Origin of the sequence: Winogradskyella forsetii, assembly GCF_013394595.1 — a bacterium.
Classification (GTDB): Bacteria; Bacteroidota; Bacteroidia; order Flavobacteriales; family Flavobacteriaceae; genus Winogradskyella; species Winogradskyella forsetii.
On sequence record NZ_CP053348.1, the window covers coordinates 3,283,132 to 3,303,379 of the forward strand.

The 20,248-nt window shown below is 35.7% G+C and carries 19 protein-coding genes; 9 read left to right on the forward strand and 10 right to left on the reverse strand.

Annotated features, from left to right (window positions below; all coding sequences use genetic code 11):
• Position 1: 1 nt before the first annotated feature.
• The 6 genes from porL to HM987_RS14235 form a co-directional block, all read right to left on the reverse strand.
• Positions 2 to 631 (reverse strand): type IX secretion system motor protein PorL/GldL, encoded by a 630-nt coding sequence (gene porL / locus HM987_RS14210; RefSeq protein ID WP_179010070.1) that lies wholly within the window; start codon positions 629 to 631, stop codon positions 2 to 4.
• Positions 632 to 718: 87 nt separating this feature from the next.
• Entirely contained in the window at positions 719 to 2,068 is a 1,350-nt protein-coding gene (porK, locus tag HM987_RS14215; protein WP_449661270.1) for a type IX secretion system lipoprotein PorK/GldK, read from the reverse strand.
• Between the two features lie 165 nt (positions 2,069 to 2,233).
• Positions 2,234 to 3,400 (reverse strand): formimidoylglutamase, encoded by a 1,167-nt coding sequence (locus HM987_RS14220; RefSeq protein WP_179008712.1) that lies wholly within the window; start codon positions 3,398 to 3,400, stop codon positions 2,234 to 2,236.
• A 6-nt stretch (positions 3,401 to 3,406) separates the two neighbouring features.
• Positions 3,407 to 5,938, reverse strand: coding sequence for a type I DNA topoisomerase (gene topA, locus HM987_RS14225; RefSeq protein WP_179008713.1), 2,532 nt, complete (start codon positions 5,936 to 5,938; stop codon positions 3,407 to 3,409).
• Between the two features lie 160 nt (positions 5,939 to 6,098).
• Entirely contained in the window at positions 6,099 to 6,527 is a 429-nt protein-coding gene (locus HM987_RS14230; protein ID WP_179008714.1) for a hypothetical protein, read from the reverse strand.
• A 48-nt stretch (positions 6,528 to 6,575) separates the two neighbouring features.
• Positions 6,576 to 7,367 carry a hypothetical protein gene (locus tag HM987_RS14235; RefSeq protein ID WP_179008715.1) on the reverse strand — a complete coding sequence of 264 codons (792 nt, stop codon included), beginning with the start codon at positions 7,365 to 7,367 and terminating at the stop codon, positions 6,576 to 6,578.
• 269 nt (positions 7,368 to 7,636) lie between these two features.
• On the opposite strand from HM987_RS14235, the gene miaB reads away from it, so the two are divergent.
• The 9 genes from miaB to HM987_RS14280 all read left to right on the forward strand — a co-directional run bounded on the left by miaB (position 7,637) and on the right by HM987_RS14280 (position 16,046).
• On the forward strand, positions 7,637 to 9,082 hold the full coding sequence (gene miaB, locus HM987_RS14240; RefSeq protein ID WP_179008716.1) for a tRNA (N6-isopentenyl adenosine(37)-C2)-methylthiotransferase MiaB: 1,446 nt from the start codon (positions 7,637 to 7,639) through the stop codon (positions 9,080 to 9,082).
• A 43-nt stretch (positions 9,083 to 9,125) separates the two neighbouring features.
• The gene (locus HM987_RS14245) at positions 9,126 to 10,391 is read left to right on the forward strand and encodes a sigma-54 interaction domain-containing protein (RefSeq protein ID WP_179008717.1); all 1,266 of its coding nucleotides are present in this window, start codon (positions 9,126 to 9,128) and stop codon (positions 10,389 to 10,391) included.
• Positions 10,392 to 10,481: 90 nt separating this feature from the next.
• Positions 10,482 to 10,679: a hypothetical protein gene (locus HM987_RS14250; RefSeq protein WP_179008718.1), complete on the forward strand. Its 198-nt coding sequence runs from the start codon at positions 10,482 to 10,484 to the stop codon at positions 10,677 to 10,679.
• Positions 10,680 to 11,183: an LptE family protein gene (locus HM987_RS14255; protein ID WP_179008719.1), complete on the forward strand. Its 504-nt coding sequence runs from the start codon at positions 10,680 to 10,682 to the stop codon at positions 11,181 to 11,183.
• A 3-nt stretch (positions 11,184 to 11,186) separates the two neighbouring features.
• Positions 11,187 to 12,143 (forward strand): hypothetical protein, encoded by a 957-nt coding sequence (locus HM987_RS14260; RefSeq protein WP_179008720.1) that lies wholly within the window; start codon positions 11,187 to 11,189, stop codon positions 12,141 to 12,143.
• 2 nt (positions 12,144 to 12,145) lie between these two features.
• A complete protein-coding gene (gene secG / locus HM987_RS14265) occupies positions 12,146 to 12,490 on the forward strand; it encodes a preprotein translocase subunit SecG (protein WP_179008721.1) in 345 nt (114 codons plus the stop codon).
• Between the two features lie 242 nt (positions 12,491 to 12,732).
• Positions 12,733 to 13,008, forward strand: coding sequence for a co-chaperone GroES (locus HM987_RS14270; protein ID WP_179008722.1), 276 nt, complete (start codon positions 12,733 to 12,735; stop codon positions 13,006 to 13,008).
• 174 nt (positions 13,009 to 13,182) lie between these two features.
• Positions 13,183 to 14,811 carry a chaperonin GroEL gene (gene groL, locus HM987_RS14275; protein WP_179008723.1) on the forward strand — a complete coding sequence of 543 codons (1,629 nt, stop codon included), beginning with the start codon at positions 13,183 to 13,185 and terminating at the stop codon, positions 14,809 to 14,811.
• A gap of 581 nt (positions 14,812 to 15,392) precedes the next feature.
• Positions 15,393 to 16,046 carry a DUF6090 family protein gene (locus tag HM987_RS14280; protein ID WP_179008724.1) on the forward strand — a complete coding sequence of 218 codons (654 nt, stop codon included), beginning with the start codon at positions 15,393 to 15,395 and terminating at the stop codon, positions 16,044 to 16,046.
• Between the two features lie 179 nt (positions 16,047 to 16,225).
• On the opposite strand, the gene HM987_RS14285 is transcribed toward HM987_RS14280, so the two are convergent.
• The 4 genes from HM987_RS14285 to HM987_RS14300 all read right to left on the reverse strand — a co-directional run bounded on the left by HM987_RS14285 (position 16,226) and on the right by HM987_RS14300 (position 20,238).
• Positions 16,226 to 16,615 (reverse strand): heavy-metal-associated domain-containing protein, encoded by a 390-nt coding sequence (locus HM987_RS14285; protein WP_179008725.1) that lies wholly within the window; start codon positions 16,613 to 16,615, stop codon positions 16,226 to 16,228.
• A gap of 146 nt (positions 16,616 to 16,761) precedes the next feature.
• The gene (locus HM987_RS14290) at positions 16,762 to 19,017 is read right to left on the reverse strand and encodes a TonB-dependent receptor (RefSeq protein WP_179008726.1); all 2,256 of its coding nucleotides are present in this window, start codon (positions 19,015 to 19,017) and stop codon (positions 16,762 to 16,764) included.
• The gene (locus HM987_RS14295) at positions 19,014 to 19,748 is read right to left on the reverse strand and encodes a heavy-metal-associated domain-containing protein (protein ID WP_179008727.1); all 735 of its coding nucleotides are present in this window, start codon (positions 19,746 to 19,748) and stop codon (positions 19,014 to 19,016) included. The genes HM987_RS14290 and HM987_RS14295 overlap by 4 nt, the downstream gene beginning before the upstream one ends.
• Before the next feature lie 76 nt (positions 19,749 to 19,824).
• Complete coding sequence (locus HM987_RS14300) at positions 19,825 to 20,238, reverse strand: HYC_CC_PP family protein (protein ID WP_179008728.1); 414 nt, start codon at positions 20,236 to 20,238, stop codon at positions 19,825 to 19,827.
• Positions 20,239 to 20,248: the final 10 nt, after the last annotated feature.

Genomic DNA, 20,248 nt, shown 5'->3' on the forward strand with positions numbered 1-20,248 from the left:
ATTAGTTTTTGTTCATTGCAGATAACATGCCACCATATACACCATTTAAAGATGATAGGTTAGACGCTAAGGATTGCATTTGTTCTTTTAATTTAGTAGCATTTTCAACAGCTTCTTCATTAATAGCTGCCTGACGGTTTGCACTATCCACTTGCACCTTGTAAAGGCTATTTAAAGATTCCATCTGAGCTGCTGCTAAAGACATTTCTTCACTATATTTCTTTTGAGCTTGAATACCATCAACTGTTGGAGAAATGCCTTTTGCAGCTCCTTCAAAGTTCTTGATACTATCTCCTAGGCTTGCCATAAGGGCGCCATCAATTTTAGCTTCTTTTAATAAGTTATCTAATTTCTTAGATAATAAGCCTTCGGCATCTTTAGGTGCTTCAACTTTCTTCTTACCTATAGATTGACCTCCAGCTAATTCTGGGTACACTAATGACCAGTCTAAGTCATCGCCTTGTTTTTCGAATGCAGATATAGTAAATACAATAGCTTCAACGATCATACCGATAGTAAGGATAAGGGATCCATAAGGCCAGTGTTGAATTTTGAATAACGCTCCAATAATTACAATTGCAGCTCCAAGTCCGTAGACCATATTCATTGTTGATAATTTCTTTTGTGCCATGATTTTGATTTTTTTGATTTTCAAATGAGCTTTTGGTTAAGTTACGCTCACTTAGGATTAATATTTAGTTTAAGTTAAGTTTAATTTTTAGTTTGTTGCTGAATTTGGTCTAGTGACTTCAGTTCCCATATAATCTTGAACTGTTCTAAAACCAATATAGCTTCTTGCAGAATCTGCATATTCATAATCCCTAGAGCTCACTTGCAAGAAATAGGCAACATCTTTCCAAGACCCTCCTCTTACCACTTTACGTGTATTGTTAGGATCATTTACATTTGGATTAATACTGGACATATATTCATAAGATGCAGGATCGTAAGAACCGTTTACCCATTCCGAAACGTTACCTGCCATATTATATAAATTGAAATCATTTGGATCGTAAGCATCTGCTTCTACAGTATATAAGGCCTGATCTGCTGCGTAATCACCTCTTAAAGGTTTAAAGTTAGCCATAAAACAACCTCTATCATTTTTTGTGTAAGGACCACCCCAAGGATAGGTTGCACCTTGCAAACCGCCACGCGCCGCATATTCCCATTCTGCCTCAGAAGGTAATCGGTATGAGTTTACAGCATGTCTTCCTCTTTTCTTTCTATCAGCATTGTGATATAACGTTCTCCATTGACAAAAGGCTTGTGCTTGTTTCCAAGATACACCTACTACTGGATATGCTCCGTAAGCATCATGCCAAAAATAATCATTGTGCATTGGTTCATTGTAAGAGTAAGCAAAATCCCTAATCCAAGCCGTTGTATCTGGATACACTTCCACTTCTTGTTGAATAATAACTTCAGAACGCTTTAATCCTCTGTTCTTAGCAGCTTTAGCAATGTCCATGTAGGTATATTGGAACTTGAACTGCTTCACATCCCAAGTACGTTGACCATTATAGGATTCTTCTAATGGCAAGTACATACCGTCCATCACTTCAGCATACAATTCATCTGGATAATCATCCGTGTCAAAGTACAATTCGACATCACGATTAATTTTTCTTTGCTCGTTACCATAGGTATTTACCATGTAACTCTCATAAGCATTAAGGTTATTTGGATCTGAATCTTCATAAGCGAATTCTCCGATATCTCCACTACCTGCTGTTTTACCTTCTAGGTCAGCCATTTCAGCTAGCTTTAATCTTAGCGTAGAATCTCTTACCCATTCCACAAATTGGCGATACTCGCTATTTGTAATTTCTGTTTCATCCATGTAGAATGCACGAACTGTTGCGGTTTTTGTGGGTGCATCTTGTACACCAGCTAAATCATCATCGGATTTACCCATAATAAAAGCTCCACCAGGTACGAGTGTCATCCCATAGGGCTTTTCTGGATGCCACGCTTTACCTTTAACACCTACCAATTGCCCACGATCTCCAGAATTACAACTGGCTACCATAACTAGTACTGCGGTTAGTAAAATAAACTTCTTAATATTCATAGTAACTCTAGGTTAAATTAGTCCTTATTAATTTTGAGGTCGTAAACATATTTATATATTTCCGAATAAACAACTTTTTTTATCTTTTTTTTGCACTTTACCCTAAAAATAAGCGTTTCGTCGATAAAAAAAATGTTAAAATCCGATTAAGCGTACATTTTAAAAGCTATTCTTCCGATAGGCTTTATACCAGCGCTCTGGTATTTCGCCTTGTGTTGCCAACACATAATCGGAATGCATGCATGGTAATAACGTATGCTTTTTTAATTTATTATTAACGTTTGGCAAAAAAGGAATTTCAATCCACCAGCGACCTGTTTTTAAACTCTTATAAAATATTAACTCATCGTCTTCAACTAATACATTATACTTCTGGTATTGTTTTTCATTGTTAAACTCGTCATCTTTAACACGGCAATTAACGCCTTCAACAAAATACCATATCATTTGCGCCACAAGCATTGAAGTTGCACTATCGTTCTTTGACACATTATATTCGTATATACCAAAAGACGACACCTTATTACTTATACCTGCATATCGACTTATGGCACAAATTTCTTTTCCCGAAAAACCATTTGGAGAATACTTTTGAGCATCGCTTACCTCAGCAGCTCTTACCGATTTTAAATCTACAGATACCACATGTGCATCTCGCATTAGTGGTTCTACCTTATTAATGTCTCCAGAAATCTCTCCTAAACGATAGGCCTCAAAATACAACTTTTCTATGAGATCTATTTCTTCTTGAGAGTTAAAATACGTTTGGTAACCAATTGTAGAATAATTAAACAAGTTATAGGGCTCCTCAACAATCACTTTTCCTACATAACTATTGTTCTTAATAGGAAGGTTGGCATCGCCTAAATCGAAATTAGTATCTACGCTTACAATATTTACCATAGGCAAAATAGAATCGTAAGCACGATAATTGGCGTACGTTAAATCTTGACTTCCTCCTAATATAATAGGAATGATATTTTTTTCCACTAAAACAGTAATGGCCGTACGAATGGCAAAATAAGTATCTTCTACTGTTTCGCCTTGTTCAATATCACCAAGATCTGCCAATGTGGTGTTCCAGTTGCCAGGAAATAAAGTATAAAGGGTTTTACGGATGGTATCGAAATTGATTTTTGCTCCTATATAATTGACGTCATTTCTATTTTCCTGAACGCCGATAATTGCCATTTGGACATTGTCCAAATCTGGAATTCCATTTTGGCGCGAATGAATTTTAATTTTTTTCCCTAACGATTGCTGCGCAGTTAACTCATTATGAGCCAAAACCGCATCTGATACAGGCGTAAGAAAATTAAAATTCATAGGATATTATTTCTTTTTAGTTGTCGTTTTCTTTTTGGCCGTGGTTTTCTTCTTAGTGGCTTTCTTTTTTGTTGCCTTTTTCTTTGGCGCATTTTTTTCGAGTAAGTCGAGTGCTTTTTCTAAGGTCATTTCACTAACATCAACTGTTTTGGCCAACTCTACTTTTTGTTTGCCTTTGATAATGTTGTGTCTTCCCCATCTTGCCTTCTCTACTCTAACGCCTTCGTCTTCCCAATTATGAATAACCTTGTCAATTTCTTTTTGAATCTTTTCTTCAATCAAAGTAACAATGTCTTCTTCAGACAGATTATCCCAATCGTACTTTTTATTGACGTTTATGAACATATTGTTCCATTTAATAAATGGTCCAAAACGCCCTTTTCCCTTTGTAACTTCTAAATCTTTATACATATATATAGGAGCATCCGCTTTTTCTTTCTCCTTAATATATATTAATGCTTCGTCCATTTCCACACTTAACGGATCGACACCCTTCGGCAGTGAGACAAACTTTTTACCAAATCGTACATAGGGTCCAAAACGTCCATTATTGACTTCCACCTCATCATCTTTGTAATGACCTAAAGCTTTTGGAAGCTTAAATAAATCCATCGCTTCTTCGTAAGTAATGGAATTAAGCTGCTGATCTGGAGACAAGCTGGCAAACTTTGGCTTTTCTTCGTCTTCCATCGTTCCTACTTGAACCATTGGCCCAAATTTCCCTAAACGCACACTCACTTGGCGACCCGATTTTGGATCCGTGCCCAAAATTCGTTCTCCAGATTCGCGTTCTGCATTTTCTTGAACATCTTCAACCTGTGGGTGAAAACCTTTGTAGAAATCTTTCATCATTTCTCGCCAATCTTCCTTGCCCTCAGCAATATCATCAAACTTATCTTCTACTTTAGCTGTAAAGTTGTAATCCAAAATACTTTCAAAATGATTGACTAAAAAGTCGGTTACAATCATACCTATATCTGTAGGCACTAATTTTCCTTTATTTGAACCTGTTTGTTCAGAAAGTGTATTGTCCTTTATTTTTTGATCCTCAAAAACAAGTTGCTTATATTTTCTTTCGTCCCCTTCATGAGTTCCTTTTTCTACATAATTTCGATTCTGAATCGTAGAAATTGTTGGTGCATATGTTGACGGACGACCAATGCCTAATTCTTCTAACTGCTTTACCAAAGACGCTTCCGTAAATCTTGCTGGTGGACGCGTAAAACGTTCGGTTGCCGTGATATACTTATTCTGAAGTGCCTCCCCTACTTTTAAATCTGGCAAAATGCCTTCTTGTTCCGTATCTTCATCATCCGTCCCTTCTAAATAAACTTTAAGAAAACCTTCAAAAGTGATGATTTCACCATTCGCTGTAAATTGCTCGTTAACGGTGTTTTTAGCGTTAATCTGAATTTTAAGATTAGTACGTTCTAATTTGGCATCACTCATTTGAGAGGCAATCGCACGTTTCCAGATTAAATCGTATAATCGGGCTTGGTCGCGTTCGGCATTGACTGTATGGTTTGAAAAATCCGTAGGTCTTATCGCTTCGTGAGCTTCCTGAGCACCTTTTGATTTTCCTTTATAATTCTTTGGATTACTAAATTTTGAACCATAAGCAGAAATAATTTCATTCTCTGCGCCTTTTTTAGCTTCATCAGATAAGTTGACGCTATCTGTTCTCATATAAGTAATAAGTCCAGCTTCATACAAACGCTGGGCATTGGTCATGGTTCTACTTACTGAAAACCCAAGTTTACGTGACGCCTCTTGTTGAAGTGTTGATGTTGTAAATGGTGCCGCAGGTGACTTTTTTGCCGGTTTTTTCTGTAAGTCTGAAACCTCGTAAGATGCGCCAATATTATCATTTAGAAATTTTAACGCTTCTTTTTCGGAATCAAAATTCTTTGGCAGTTTCGCTTTGAATGAATTACCATCTTCATTAGTAAATTCTGCATCAACTCTGTAAGAGGCCGTTGCTTCAAAAGCTTGTACATCGCGTTCGCGCTCTACAATTAAACGTACGGAAACGGATTGTACACGCCCAGCCGATAGACCACCTTTTACTTTTCGCCATAAAACCGGAGACAATTCATAACCCACAATACGGTCTAAAACACGTCTAGCCTGTTGTGCATCTACCAAATTATAATCGATACTTCTTGGATTTTCGATCGCTTTGTTTATGGCAGATTTTGTAATCTCGTGGAATACAATACGCTTTGTTTTATTCTTATCTAATTTTAATGTTTCGGCTAAATGCCAAGCTATTGCTTCTCCTTCTCGATCTTCATCACTCGCCAACCAAACAATGTCTGCCTTCTTTGCCAAATCCCTCAGCTTTTTAACAACATCTTTCTTATCTTTAGTCACTTGATACTTTGGCTCAAAATTTCCATCAACATCTACCCCTAATTCCTTAGATGGCAAATCGGCAATGTGCCCAAAACTGGACTCCACCTTATAATCCTTTCCTAAAAATTTCTCAATGGTTTTAGCCTTTGCAGGTGACTCAACAATTACTAGATTCTTCGACATTCTTAATTTTTTGCGTTTACAAATGTATATGAAAATTAAGATACAATCCTAATTTGGTCGTAAATACGACACGTTTTATCGTGATATATTCATTATATATAATGGAAAAAGCCCTACGAATTGTAAGGCTTCTACTGTTTATAAAAATTTATAAGTCTAATTAATATACATAAAGTATAGGTTCTTCAAATCCCTCAACATTTAATAAAACCTCATTTACTCCATCAATTCTAAGTGCTGTGAGATCGAAAGATTCTTCTTTAGTAAATACCGCTAGACAAGCCTCGTTATTATAAAGCGATAATTTTAAGTAACGCTGATTTGGTGACGATTCTGCAATATTTCCTGAATCTATCAAAGTCATAACCCAAGTACTTGCATCACAACCACTACCCGCAATATTAATGTTTATGCAATCACCTTCTATATTCATACTTTCAATAGGGTGCGACTCGGCTTCTTCATAAGTCGTATTATCGATTACTATCTCTAAGCCACAAGGTGTCGTTTGGACATCGTCGTCATCGCATTGCATATTCATAAATAACAGGCAAATCAACGACAACATAATAATTTTTTTGAACTTCATAATATTAGTGTTTTACCTTATAGATGAAAAAATCTCAAAAAGGTTGCACTAAATTGTAGATAATTTTTCTAATCGGTGCATTTGATCGCTTTCCTCATCAAAACCAATGACTTCCTTATAAATAAAATATATTGGTAAATAGCTAAATGACGCCGTCAAATAAATACCAACAAAACACATTAGCATACCAACGATACCAGCCAATACCCCTGAAACAAACAGTAATCCAAATGAAATCAGCCATTTCTTATTACCTAAATCAAAAGACAATTTAACGATTTCTGAAATTGATAAATCTGGATTAAACGCATAAACGACCACCATAAATGATAACGGAACTATAGCATAGATTATAGGCAAAACACACAACAAGGTTGCTAAAATTGAAATGCCCGAAAATGCAAGTCCTAACTTAACCGTCTTACCTAAATAAGGTTTTTTAAAGAAATAAAAATAATCTTCCTTACCCATTTGCTCTAAATCCTTCAACTTACAAATTCTATAAAAAGCAGCTTTAAGACCAAGACCTATGGTGCTCATAGCCACAATCATAAAAATATAAACAACTGCCATGACGAGAAAGAAAACAGGACTAACATCGGGTTGCGCATAAGGTTCGTATGGATCATAATATGCTGAATTGAGATCCATAAAGCCCATAAAAATAAGTGGTATGTAAACAATCATAATAAATGGTATCGCCAAAACCAGATTGAGCAATAAAGTTACCAATCCCTGTACCCAAACTTTTTTGAACAATTCTATGGATTGATTAAAAATTGTCCCAAAGTCTAGTGCTTTCGCATTCTGAATTCGATTTTGTAGTTCTGTAATATCCATTTTTAATTAATTTGGTTGGTTAGTATCTCCCAAATTAAAAGTTTTTTTTAGAGATATTCAAGTAAAAAACCGTTCTAAATAGAAAATTCTTATTCAATTTCATTGTTATTGACATCTTTTGAACACAAAATCTTAACGAAATTATAACTGCCACTTTGTCACAGTCTCTAAAATAATAGTATCTTTGCATCCTTATTGAAAATTACGAATTATTATAGAAAGCTAATTTTCTATACAATTATGAAATTCCCACATTTGTGGGAAATGTTATGGAAAAAACGATAGACGAAAATAAACAAGGGGAAACCTTGATCTTAGATAAAAAAGAAGGCAACCAACGAAAACTCTTTATAGAAAGTTATGGTTGCGCTATGAATTTCAGCGATAGTGAAATCGTAGCTTCCATCCTTTCCGAACAAGGATTTAATACAACAAAAACCTTAGAAGAAGCAGATCTTGTTTTGGTCAATACCTGTTCTATTAGAGATAAAGCAGAGCAAACCGTTAGAAAACGATTGCAACAGTATAATGCCGTAAAAAAGACGAACCCAAAAATGAAAGTGGGTGTTTTGGGCTGTATGGCAGAACGCTTAAAAACCAAATTTCTTGAAGAAGAAAAAATTGTAGATTTAGTTGTAGGGCCAGATGCTTACAAAGATTTACCAAACCTTCTTGCCGAAGTTGATGAAGGAAGAGATGCCATCAACGTTATCTTGTCTAAAGAAGAAACTTACGGAGATATTTCTCCTGTTCGTCTCAATACTAATGGCGTTACAGCCTTCGTATCAATAACTCGTGGTTGTGATAACATGTGTACTTTTTGTGTGGTTCCGTTTACAAGAGGGCGTGAGCGTAGCAGAGATCCACAAAGTATTATTGAAGAGGTAAATGATCTTTGGGCCAAAGGGTTTAAGGAAATTACCCTTTTAGGTCAGAATGTGGATAGTTATTTATGGTATGGTGGCGGATTGAAGAAAGATTTCAACAACGCTTCAGAATTTGAGAAAGCAACTGCCGTTAATTTTGCCAAACTTTTAGAGCTATGTGCCAAAGCACAACCAAAAATGCGTATTCGGTTTTCAACATCCAATCCACAAGATTTTACTTTGGATGTTATTGAAACCATGGCGAAATATGATAATATCTGTAAACACATTCATTTACCAGTACAAAGTGGAAGTGATCGAATTCTAAAGGAAATGAATCGTCTTCATACGCGTGAAGAATATTTTGAGCTTGTCGACAATATTAAACGGATTATTCCGGAGTGTTCAATTAGTGTCGATTTAATCGCTGGTTTTCCAACTGAAACTGAAGAAGACCACCAAGACACTTTGAGTTTAATGGAATATGTGAAATACAACTTCGGTTATATGTTTACCTATTCTGAACGCCCTGGAACATTAGCTGGACGGAAAATGGAAGATGATGTGCCGGAAGCCACCAAAAAACGTCGATTGAGTGAAATTATAGCCATAGAACGAAAATATAGTGCTATTAAAACAAGCCAACATTTAAACAAAACAGTCGAAGTATTAATAGAAAAGGCCTCTAAAAAATCTGATTTGGATTGGTCGGGAAGAACTTCGGACAACACCGTTGCCGTTTTCCCAAAAGAAAATTATAAGGTTGGAGATTTTGTGAATGTTCATATTACGGATTGTACCAGTGCCACGCTTATTGGGAAAGCGGTTGGCTATTCAAAAAATAATTAAGGCATTAACTTAAAAAGATATCCCATTAAAACGGGAAATAACTATGGAATCCATTCAAGCCATAAAACAACGTTTCGGGATTATAGGAAATGACCCAAAACTCAATCGCTCTATAGAAAAGGCGATACAGGTTGCTCCTACTGATATTTCAGTTTTAGTTACTGGAGAAAGTGGTGTAGGTAAAGAGAGTATTCCGAAAATCATACATCAATTATCACACAGAAAACATGGTAAATATATTGCTGTCAACTGCGGTGCCATACCAGAAGGTACTATTGACAGTGAATTATTCGGCCATGAAAAAGGGGCATTTACAGGTGCAACTTCTACACGTTCGGGCTATTTTGAAGTCGCAGATGGTGGTACCATTTTTTTAGATGAAGTCGGCGAATTACCATTAACCACTCAAGTACGTTTACTACGTGTTTTGGAAAATGGTGAATTTATAAAAGTAGGTTCTAGTAAGGTACAAAAAACAGATGTACGGATTGTAGCCGCTACAAACGTCAACATGTTTGAAGCCATTAAAAAAGAAAAATTCAGGGAAGATTTATATTATAGATTAAGTACTATCGAAATCCATTTACCGCCACTCAGGGAGCGCAAAGAGGACATCCATTTATTGTTCCGAAAATTTGCCAGTGATTTTGCCTTGAAGTATAAAATGCCAACGGTTAAGTTAACGGACGATGCGGTTAGCTCACTCGAAAAATTTAGATGGAACGGTAATATACGTCAGTTACGGAATGTTGCCGAACAACTTTCTGTTTTAGAACAAAACAGAACCATAAGTGGCACAACACTTCAAAATTACCTACCAAATACAGGTAGTAATTTGCCTGCAGTGGTCAACAGTTCTAAATCTGAAAGCGATTTTAGTAGTGAGCGTGAGATTTTATATAAGGTTTTATTTGACATGAAGAGCGATTTGAATGATCTTAAAAAATTGACTATGAAGCTCATGGAGACAGGAAATGTTTCAGATGTTCAAAAAGATAACGAGAATTTAATCCAAAAAATCTACGGTGATGATAAGGACGAAGAATTTGAAGCAGCTGTAGAAGATCTTGAAGTTTTATCGATACCCGAACATTCAGAAAACAATGAACCTGAGAGATCAGATGCAGAAGATAAATATCATTTTGCTGAAGAAATAGAAGAAGAGGAAACCCTATCTTTACATGATAAAGAATTAGAGTTGATTAAAAAATCGCTGGAACGGCACAACGGAAAGCGTAAATTAGCAGCTGCAGAACTTGGTATCAGTGAACGTACTTTATATAGAAAAATCAAACAATTCGATCTTTAAGATAAGATTAGGATTGTAATTATAACAAAACTCAAAATTGAAAGTTTTAATTAATATTGAAACCTCAATAAAACATTATAGTAACCACTGATGAAGGCCGTAGAAATATTTATGATAAGAAAGTCGTTTACCCGAAACAGTTCTGAAGCTATAAGACAAGAAGCGGAAGATATGATAAATGAAAAGCACTATAAAGGTTACCGTCTAATAAATGTAGATTTTGATGTTGCTGATAATGCAGGCTACATTTATGCTTTCATAACCATGAAAAAACCAAATTCCTATTAATTGAAAACTTTGAAATACATACTAATTGGCTTCATTTGCCTTACAAGTTTTGCTTGTAAAGTCAATTATTCGTTTACAGGGATCACAGAAACACCAGATACGTTTCAAGTCAATTTCTTTGAAAATAATGCCGATTTGGTAGAACCAGGATTGGATCGTTTATTTACCAATGCACTTCAGGACCGTATACTAAACCAAACAAGTGCGCAATTGGTCAACACCGGAGGCGAGGTCATTTATGAAGGTGAAATTGTTGAATACCGCATTTCCCCAATGACCGCTACGGCAGAAAACACAGCGGCAGAAAACAGATTGACCATGAGTGTCAATGTGCGCTATATTAATACTCAGGATGAAGAAAAAGATTTGGAGCAACGTTTTTCCTTCTTTTATGATTATCCTGCAAACGCACAGCTTAATGGGAGTATAAAAGATACGGCCTTTGAAGAAATTTTAGAACGTCTCACACAAGACATCCTTAATGCCACACTAGCCGATTGGTAAATTATGCAACTCCGAGAACTCACATATTTGTTAGAGCATCCGGAAGCCGTTACAGCTTCCCAAACCGAAGTATTATCTTCTGCGATTAAGGAATACCCTTATTTTCAATCGTTGAGAGCTTTATTTCTTAAGGGCTTAAAGCAAAAAGAAAGTTATAAATACAATAACGCTTTAAAAATTACAGCGGCACACACGGCAGATCGTGGTGTGTTGTTCGATTATATTACCTCAGATATTTTTAATCAGAATGAAATCTCTGAACAGATAAAGCAAAATATAGAACATATAAAATCTATTGAAGTCAATGAAGTTGACGATATTTCCGTTAACAAAAGTGTGACCATAGATGATGCTTTAAAAGAACATATTAAAGCCACTGAAGGTGTTTTAGACCCAGGTTTGTTTGAGGTAAAACCAATGCCTAAACCAAAATTAGAACTTCAAGATCCAAAAATTGAAGATTCAATTATAGCTGTTGACGTTAAAAACATTACCACCGAAAAACAATTAAAAATCGGAGAACCTTTAGAGTTTGATAAAACTGAAAATCACTCGTTTACAGAATGGCTTAAGATTACAAGTTTCAAACCTATTGTGCGTGAGGAAGCCAAAACAGAAATTGAATCCGAATCCGAGCCTGAAACACCTGAAACTTCGGATCAAGAGTCCTCTTTGCCACTTAAAAACAAATTGGCAATTATAGATAAATTTATAAGTGATAACCCAAAGATCAAACCTGTTTCCAGCAATGCTCCAAAACCCAAACTGGTTAATAACGACGATGGAATTTCAGATAGTTTAATGACTGAAACTTTGGCGCGAATTTATTTAGAACAAAAAAACTATGATAAAGCAATTCAATCTTACAAAATTTTAAGTTTGAAATATCCAGAAAAAAGTAGTTTCTTTGCACACCAAATAAAATTGGTCAAAGAATTAAAAGCTAATAATACAATATAATAATGAGTGCATTTACAATATTTTTGATACTAATCGTAATCGTTGCCTTTTTACTAGTCGTAGTAGTTATGGTTCAGAATCCTAAAGGAGGCGGGTTATCATCATCTTTTGGTGGTGGCGGCACACAACAAATGGGTGGTGTAAAGAAAACAGGAGACTTTTTAGATAAGAGTACTTGGTTTTTAGCCACGGCCTTGATCGTTTTAATCTTAGCATCCAACTTAACCATTAGTTCTGGTGGAAATACAGAATCGAAAGCTTACGATGCTGATGACGCAACAGAAATGCCAGCTCCAGTAGCACCAGCAACTGACGACACCTCAACAACAGACGGTACATCCGAATAATATCAAATCGATATTTTTCTAAAGACATTGAGCCAGCTTTTTAAGTTGGCTTTTTTATTTACTCTGAATTGACCTGTGCTGAACCTGTTTCAGTGTTTCAGAGTCTTTGTTTTTACAGGTACTTCATTCGTTTCGGCAGTTAAAAGACAATATCTGAAACTTTGTCAGACTTTCTGACTTGGCATAATTTTCGAACTACGCTAAAGCGTAATTTAATTAAACAACTAAAAAACATATAACAAATGGGCTTAAACATTAAACCATTAGCAGACCGTGTTCTTGTAGAACCAATGGAAGCTGAAACTAAAACTGCCTCTGGTATTATTATTCCAGATAATGCAAAAGAAAAACCACAAAGAGGAACTGTAGTGGCCGCAGGTAAAGGTACTAAAGACGATCCTATTACTGTAAAAGTTGGTGATACCGTACTTTATGGAAAATATGGTGGCACTGAACTCAAACTAGACGGTAAAGATTATCTGATGATGCGCGAGAGCGATATTCTGGCGATTATTTAATCCAATTCCTACCTTCTCAGAGGGAAAGAACTATCAATCAAAATTAAAACTTGTATTTCAACTGTCACATTGAGCGCCTTTCTGACGAACAAGCAGGCAGTCGAAATGCAATTGAAAAAAAATTAACAAACAGATTCCCGTTTTGACGGGAATGCTAAAATTAAAATTTTAACAATGGCAAAAGATATAAAATTCGATATTGAAGCACGCGACGGCCTTAAACGTGGTGTTGATGCTTTAGCAAACGCAGTAAAAGTAACGTTGGGACCTAAAGGTCGTAATGTCATTATAGGAAAATCATTTGGTGCACCTCAAGTCACTAAAGATGGTGTTTCTGTAGCAAAAGAAATTGAGCTTGAAAACGAGCTTGAAAATATGGGAGCCCAAATGGTAAAAGAAGTGGCTTCTAAAACCAATGATCTAGCTGGTGACGGTACAACAACTGCTACCGTTTTAGCACAAGCAATCGTAAAAGAAGGCTTAAAAAACGTAGCTGCTGGTGCAAATCCTATGGATTTAAAACGTGGTATTGACAAAGCGGTTGAAGCGATTGTTAAAGATTTGGATAAGCAATCTAAAAAAGTAGGTAGCGATTCTGATAAGATTAAGCAAGTTGCTGCAATTTCAGCAAACAATGATGATACTATTGGCGAATTAATAGCTAAAGCATTCGGCAAAGTTGGTAAAGAAGGCGTGATTACTGTTGAAGAAGCCAAAGGCATGGAAACTTACGTTGACGTGGTGGAAGGTATGCAGTTTGACAGAGGCTATTTGTCACCTTATTTCGTTACCGATTCTGATAAAATGATTGCTGACTTAGAAAATCCATACATCTTATTGTTCGATAAGAAAATTTCTAACTTACAGGAAATTCTTCCAATTTTAGAGCCCGTTGCACAATCTGGTCGCCCTTTATTAATCATCGCTGAAGATGTGGAAGGACAAGCTCTAGCAACTTTAGTAGTGAACAAGTTACGCGGAGGCCTTAAAATTGCTGCTGTAAAAGCACCTGGATTTGGAGACCGACGTAAAGCTATGTTAGAAGACATCGCTATCTTAACAGGAGGCGTTGTTATTTCTGAAGAAAGAGGATTCTCTCTTGAGAATGCTGACTTATCCATGTTGGGAACTGCCGAAACGGTAACAATTGACAAAGACAACACAACCATTGTAAATGGTGCCGGAAAAGCTTCGGACATTAAAGCTAGAGTGAACCAAATTAAAGCTCAGATAGAAACGACTACTTCTGATTATGATAAAGAAAAACTTCAAGAGCGTCTGGCAAAATTAGCTGGAGGTGTTGCTGTACTTTATGTGGGTGCTGCTTCTGAAGTAGAAATGAAAGAAAAGAAAGACCGTGTTGATGATGCTTTACATGCAACCAGAGCTGCAGTAGAAGAAGGTATTGTTGCTGGTGGAGGCGTTGCTTTTGTGAGAGCAAAGAAAGTTTTAGAGAAGCTAACTACTGAAAACCTCGATGAAACGACTGGTGTACAAATCGTGAATAAAGCGATTGAGGCTCCATTAAGAACCATCGTAGAAAATGCTGGTGGTGAAGGTTCTGTGGTTATTAACAAAGTATTGGAAGGCAAAAAAGACTTCGGTTACGATGCTAAAACTGAAACTTACGTTGATATGCTAAAAGCAGGTATCATCGATCCTAAGAAAGTGACACGTATCGCCTTAGAAAATGCTGCTTCTGTAGCTGGTATGATCTTAACAACTGAATGTGCTTTAGTTGATATTAAAGAGGATGCACCAGCCATGCCAATGGGTGGCGGCGGAATGCCAGGAATGATGTAGTCCGTAGCACGGACAGGCAATTAACTCACTGTTATGGATAATATTAGTGAGAAAAATTATTTTAAAACTGAAAAGCCTTTGATGAGAATCAGAGGTTTTCGTTTTTTAAAATTATAATACTTTCTATATAGAATTCTCCCCTCGAGTGCTGACAACTATCAGGATTAGGGTTGTTTTCCATGACAAACCAAACATATTTCTTATTAATTAAAACTATAAAAAAGTTAGAAAACACAAAACCACCTCTTTCAAAGGTGGTTTTTTTATCTTTTTCCTAAATAAGAGGTTTACACTAAATAAACCTGCCACAATTTACTTCTTCTTTGGAGAAGCCTGTGGCATCTTTTTCGCTGCTGGTTTAGCCGCTTTAGACGCACTTTTTGACTTTAGTCTGTCCCATAATTATATGTATTTAAAAGAACATATTAAAGGTAAATGACAATAGGGATTCAAGATACTTTTGTTGGCTAAAATTTAACTAAAATCTTTAGTGCTTTAATTGTGCTAAAGTGCTAAATTGGTTTTAGGTGATTTTTATTACCATAAATTTCTTAGATTTAAAAATCTAATCAACCAACCCAATGGCAAAAACAACTTGGAAGTACACTTTAAGAGAAATTATTATTGTGATTATTGGTATATCTATTGCTTTTAGCATGAATAAATGTGCTGAAAATGCTAAGGACAATAATTTAAAACAGCAATATCTTATTAATCTTAAAAGTGATGTAGAAGCTGACAAAATACAGCTTAGAAAAAATATTGAAGCTATTAATAACAAACTAAACGCTTGTGCTAACATCATTCCACTGTTAAACTCAGGTAAAAAACAGGACATGCGACTTATGCAAGATGTGTTCACGGTTTTAGAATATAAAAATTTTAGTCCAAAAAATATTACTTACAAAACCTTAATCAATTCTGGAGACTTAAAACTTATTGAAGATTTTGAACTTAAAACTGCCATTCAACAGCACTACTCCAACTATGAGGAATTGCAGGATGCTTATGTCAGACACTTGAGTATTATACAAGATTATTTGGGCAATTATTTGGTAAACAATGCCGATTATGACCAAATCCAAAATGGAAATTCCCCGTTTTTGGATGAGATAAAACTGAAAAATATTGTAAGAGCATTGCTTACCACTTTTGATGATAAGAAAGATGCTAGCCAAATTGGTATGGAAAGTTGTGATTCACTTATCAAAGTGATTAATTCTGCTTTAGACTAATGTTAAAGGAAAAATTTGCTATGTCCTCTTTATCTACCATTACCTAATTTTTTAAATTACCCATAACCATAATAGACATTGATTATTTTCAAAAAAACCTAACTTTTCTAAGTAACCTAAAATTAGACCTTTTAGTAATAAATTCAGAATAAAAATGGGAACAAAAAAAAGCCTGAATCTTAATTCAGGCATATAAATTTATTTTCCGTCTCCTTTTTCTTTTTTGTGATCGTCTGAACGTCTTCATCACGATACTTGCAACAAGGATGCACGGAGTTATATTGTTCTTCTGTGGCTTTGATCTCTTTAGTATCATGACCAACTGCTGCAATACTTTCAGAAATAGATTTTACATCCGTTTTACGTTCATCAAAAATGAGTTTTAACTCGTGCGTATCCACATTCCAAACCGCAGATTTTACGCCTTTGGTTCTAATGGCTGCTTTTTCTATGCGCTCTTTGCACATACCGCAAACACCATCAACTTCGATACTTGCTTTTGCATTTTTGTTTTGTGCAAATGTTACTGTAGTCAGTAATACGGTTAATATTATAATTATACGTTTCATATTTTTTTGTTTTTTATTAAGACACTTCGCCTGCCTGCCTGTTCGTAAGACCAGCGCTCAGTGTTACAATTTGGTTAATTTTATTAATTATTTTTTCAATTATAAAGAATGCTTCGTCATTCTTCCTCGCAATACCGTTCCAATTATTATTTTAGTTTATATCGTAATCCTGCGTAATACATACTTCCAAAAATTGGGCCGTAGACAAAATTACTATCAAAATTTGAACCAAACGGGTTCTCTGCACTTACAATTGGATTGCCTTGTCTTACGTTCGTCACGTTTTCTCCACCTAAATATACTTCAAATTTAGGAGAAAATACTTTCGTGACTTGTAAATTTAATGTCCCAACAGTTGGCGAATAGTCGTCTAACTGAAATTCTACAGGACTTAAATCCGTACTTGGAAAACGCTGCGAATCCAACCAATTGTAGGTCGCATCAAATTTCCATTGCGCACCGTTTTCTTTTTGATGCGTCTCATAAGAGGCATTGGCAAACAACCGATGTTTTGGAATTAAGGGCTTTTCTAATTTGCCAGAATTATAATCCGTTTTGATATCGTAATATTTATAAGCAGTTCTAATATCAAAATGCTCAAAGACATTATAATTAAATTCAAATTGAAAACTATACGCATAACTATCACCTTCTAAATTATAAAAATTGATTTCATAAGGATTTTCCCAATCGACAACCACTTGATTTTGAAAATCGGTTCTATAAAAATCAAAAGTGATGTCTGCTTTTCTCTCGAATAAATTGAAGCCTTGCAAATAACTGATGCCATAATTCCAAGCAATTTCAGGATCTAAACCATAAATCTTCCCACCTGAATTCAAAATATTGATTTGTCTAGAACTCGCAAACATATTTTGATTTTCTGCAAAAATATTGGCACTTCGTTTCCCGCGACCGACAGAAAACCGCCACGCAGATTTCCCCCAAGGCGTATAACGTACATGCAAACGTGGCGTTACAAAAAATCCAAGTCTGTTATGCTGATCGACGCGCACACCAGCTGTCATGGTCAATTTATCCAAATTATCGTAAGCATATTCAAAAAATCCTCCGACCGAATTTTCGGTACGTTCGTAAGTATCTGTATTTACCAACTCGTCATAATGATCGTAGGTAAAACTCAATCCTGTTTTTACTTTGTGTCGAGAATCTGAAATAATTGTGTTATACACCAAATTAGAATAAAAACTATTATGCTGAATATCATACAGGTTTAAACCAAAATAAGAATCTTGTTTATGATGACTAAAAGCGGTCTGAAATCCTAAACTTTGGTAGGGGATTTCAGGGTTGACATATCCGAGTTTCGTAGTCACTTCAAAACGTTCTGTATTGATTTCGCTTCCCCACGTTTCGACTCCGCTCAACGACCCAGGATTTCTTGGGTCGAAATTGTCTGGGTTAAACGCCACTTGTCCTGCTTGTTTTTCGTCGTTGAGATATCTTAAATTAATAAAACTAACCACCCCTTTTTCTGGATTGGTATATTGCCAACGGTTCATAACGTTGATTTGATTGTATAATGGCATATCTAAAAATCCGTCGTCATTAACATCATGTTTTTGCTGATGCGTGTTGCCATGCAAGTACAAACCTGTACTCCATTTATCGGAAACTTTAGTGTTTAGATGTGTGTTCAGTTCTAAACGTTCACTAGATGCGCCATATAGATTTACGAATAAGCGATTGTCCGTGGAAGGTTTTACCAATTCTGCATTGATTTGGCCAGCAATACTCTCAAAACCATTGACCACACTTCCTGTGCCTTTAGTAATTTGAATACTTTCTACCCAAGTTCCAGGAATAAAACTGAGTCCATAAGCTTGAGATGCACCACGAATTGCCGGAATATTTTCAGTCGTAATCAATATATAAGGCGAGTTTAAACCCAACATCTTTATCTGACGTGTTCCCGAAACCGCATCTGCGAAATTAACATCGATAGACGGGTTAGTTTCAAAACTTTCGGAAAGGTTACAACAAGCCGCTTTCAACAATTCGTCACTACTTACAAAAAGTGTGTTGGTCGCTTTTAAATACGATTTTGAAGTGGCTTGATTTCTTGAATTTACGACCACAGCATCTAATTCATCACTAGCTTGCAGCACATGTTTTATATACGTGTTTTCGTTAACTGTAATCGTATCCGTTTTAAAACCCACATAACTAATTACCAATTTATTATATGAGAATTTATAGGGCAGCGAAAATGTGCCATCATCTGCTGTGATGGCTCCAACTGAAGATCCTGACCAATACACATTTGCCCCAGGCAAAGGCATTTCTTTAGCACTACTCGCTTCTAAAACAATTCCTTCTAATTGCTCTTGCGAGAATAGGTATATAGGGCAAAGTACTATTAAGATTATGAACTTTCTCATGCCGTAATGGTTTTAGACAACATTACAATAGCCATTACAAGCATAATGGAATTTTCAATAAAAGTCGCTTTGGTCATTGGCAATTTTAAGGCTGTACCCAAACATGCACATTGAATGGTTGTTTTACTAAACAATGCTTTGGTTACTCCAACAGTTGTAATCCCTAAAACAATAAGTGTTACAATTAGCGCAATATCAATTTGAAAGCGCATTAAAAACATTAAGCCCAAGGTTAGCTCAATAAAAGGATAGATCCAACCATAAGCTGGAACTGCCTTTGCCAAAGGATCGTACATTCTAAAACTCTCTGGAAAGCCTTTTAAATCCAATAATTTGAAAAAACTAAAAACAATGTAGAACAAGCCCATAAAATCGAGCATAAAGCTAGAGGAATCCCAAGGCCTATAATTCAATAATATGGAAGCTGTTATAATGTAACCAAAGATTAGAAACAACGGAAACAGTTGTTTTAGCTCGCTCTTTTCTTCTTCTGTTTCAGTAGAAACCGAATTAAATACGTTGGTCTCCTTTTTTACTGAAAGTCTATATTTATCGGATAATGCATTTTGAAGCGTGTCCACTTCTACATGGGTTTTCATTTTTATAGTGGCTGTTTTACTTTCTAAATCAACAGAAACATTATCAACATTTGGTAATGCCGAAAGTGATTCTTCAACCGAAGCTTTACAATTGTTACAGGTCATACCTGAAACGTTATAGGTGTGTGTCATTTTAAATTTAAATTTGAAATATTAATAATTGGCATCAAAAATTGTGATGCTTAAAATCATAAAACTTCAAATAAAATCAAATAAGGTAAGTTTCATCCAAAACCTGAAGGTCCTTGATGAGTATTGGCGGTGAATAATCCTTGTGCGGAACAACCGAGTTCGGTAAGTCCTCAAAAAGATTAATATAGGTATAACTGTAAGCAAATAGTAGGTGTTGCTGAATAACATCCAAGTCTTCAAACGAATTGACGGTCATGTCAGACAAGCCTTCAATAATATCAATTTCATCTTTACAACAGCTCTTTTTCAGAAGGCTTACATTGTCTATTTCAGAGATATCATCGGAACACTTTTCACTTTTAGAAAATATAGCTACATCGATCAATGTATCGCCACAAAAATGTTTCTCAATCGTTAATGACAACGTTGAAAACAATACCAAAAAAGATAGTGCTATGGAAAAGACTTTATGTGCGTTTGAAACTTTCACGGTGCAAAGT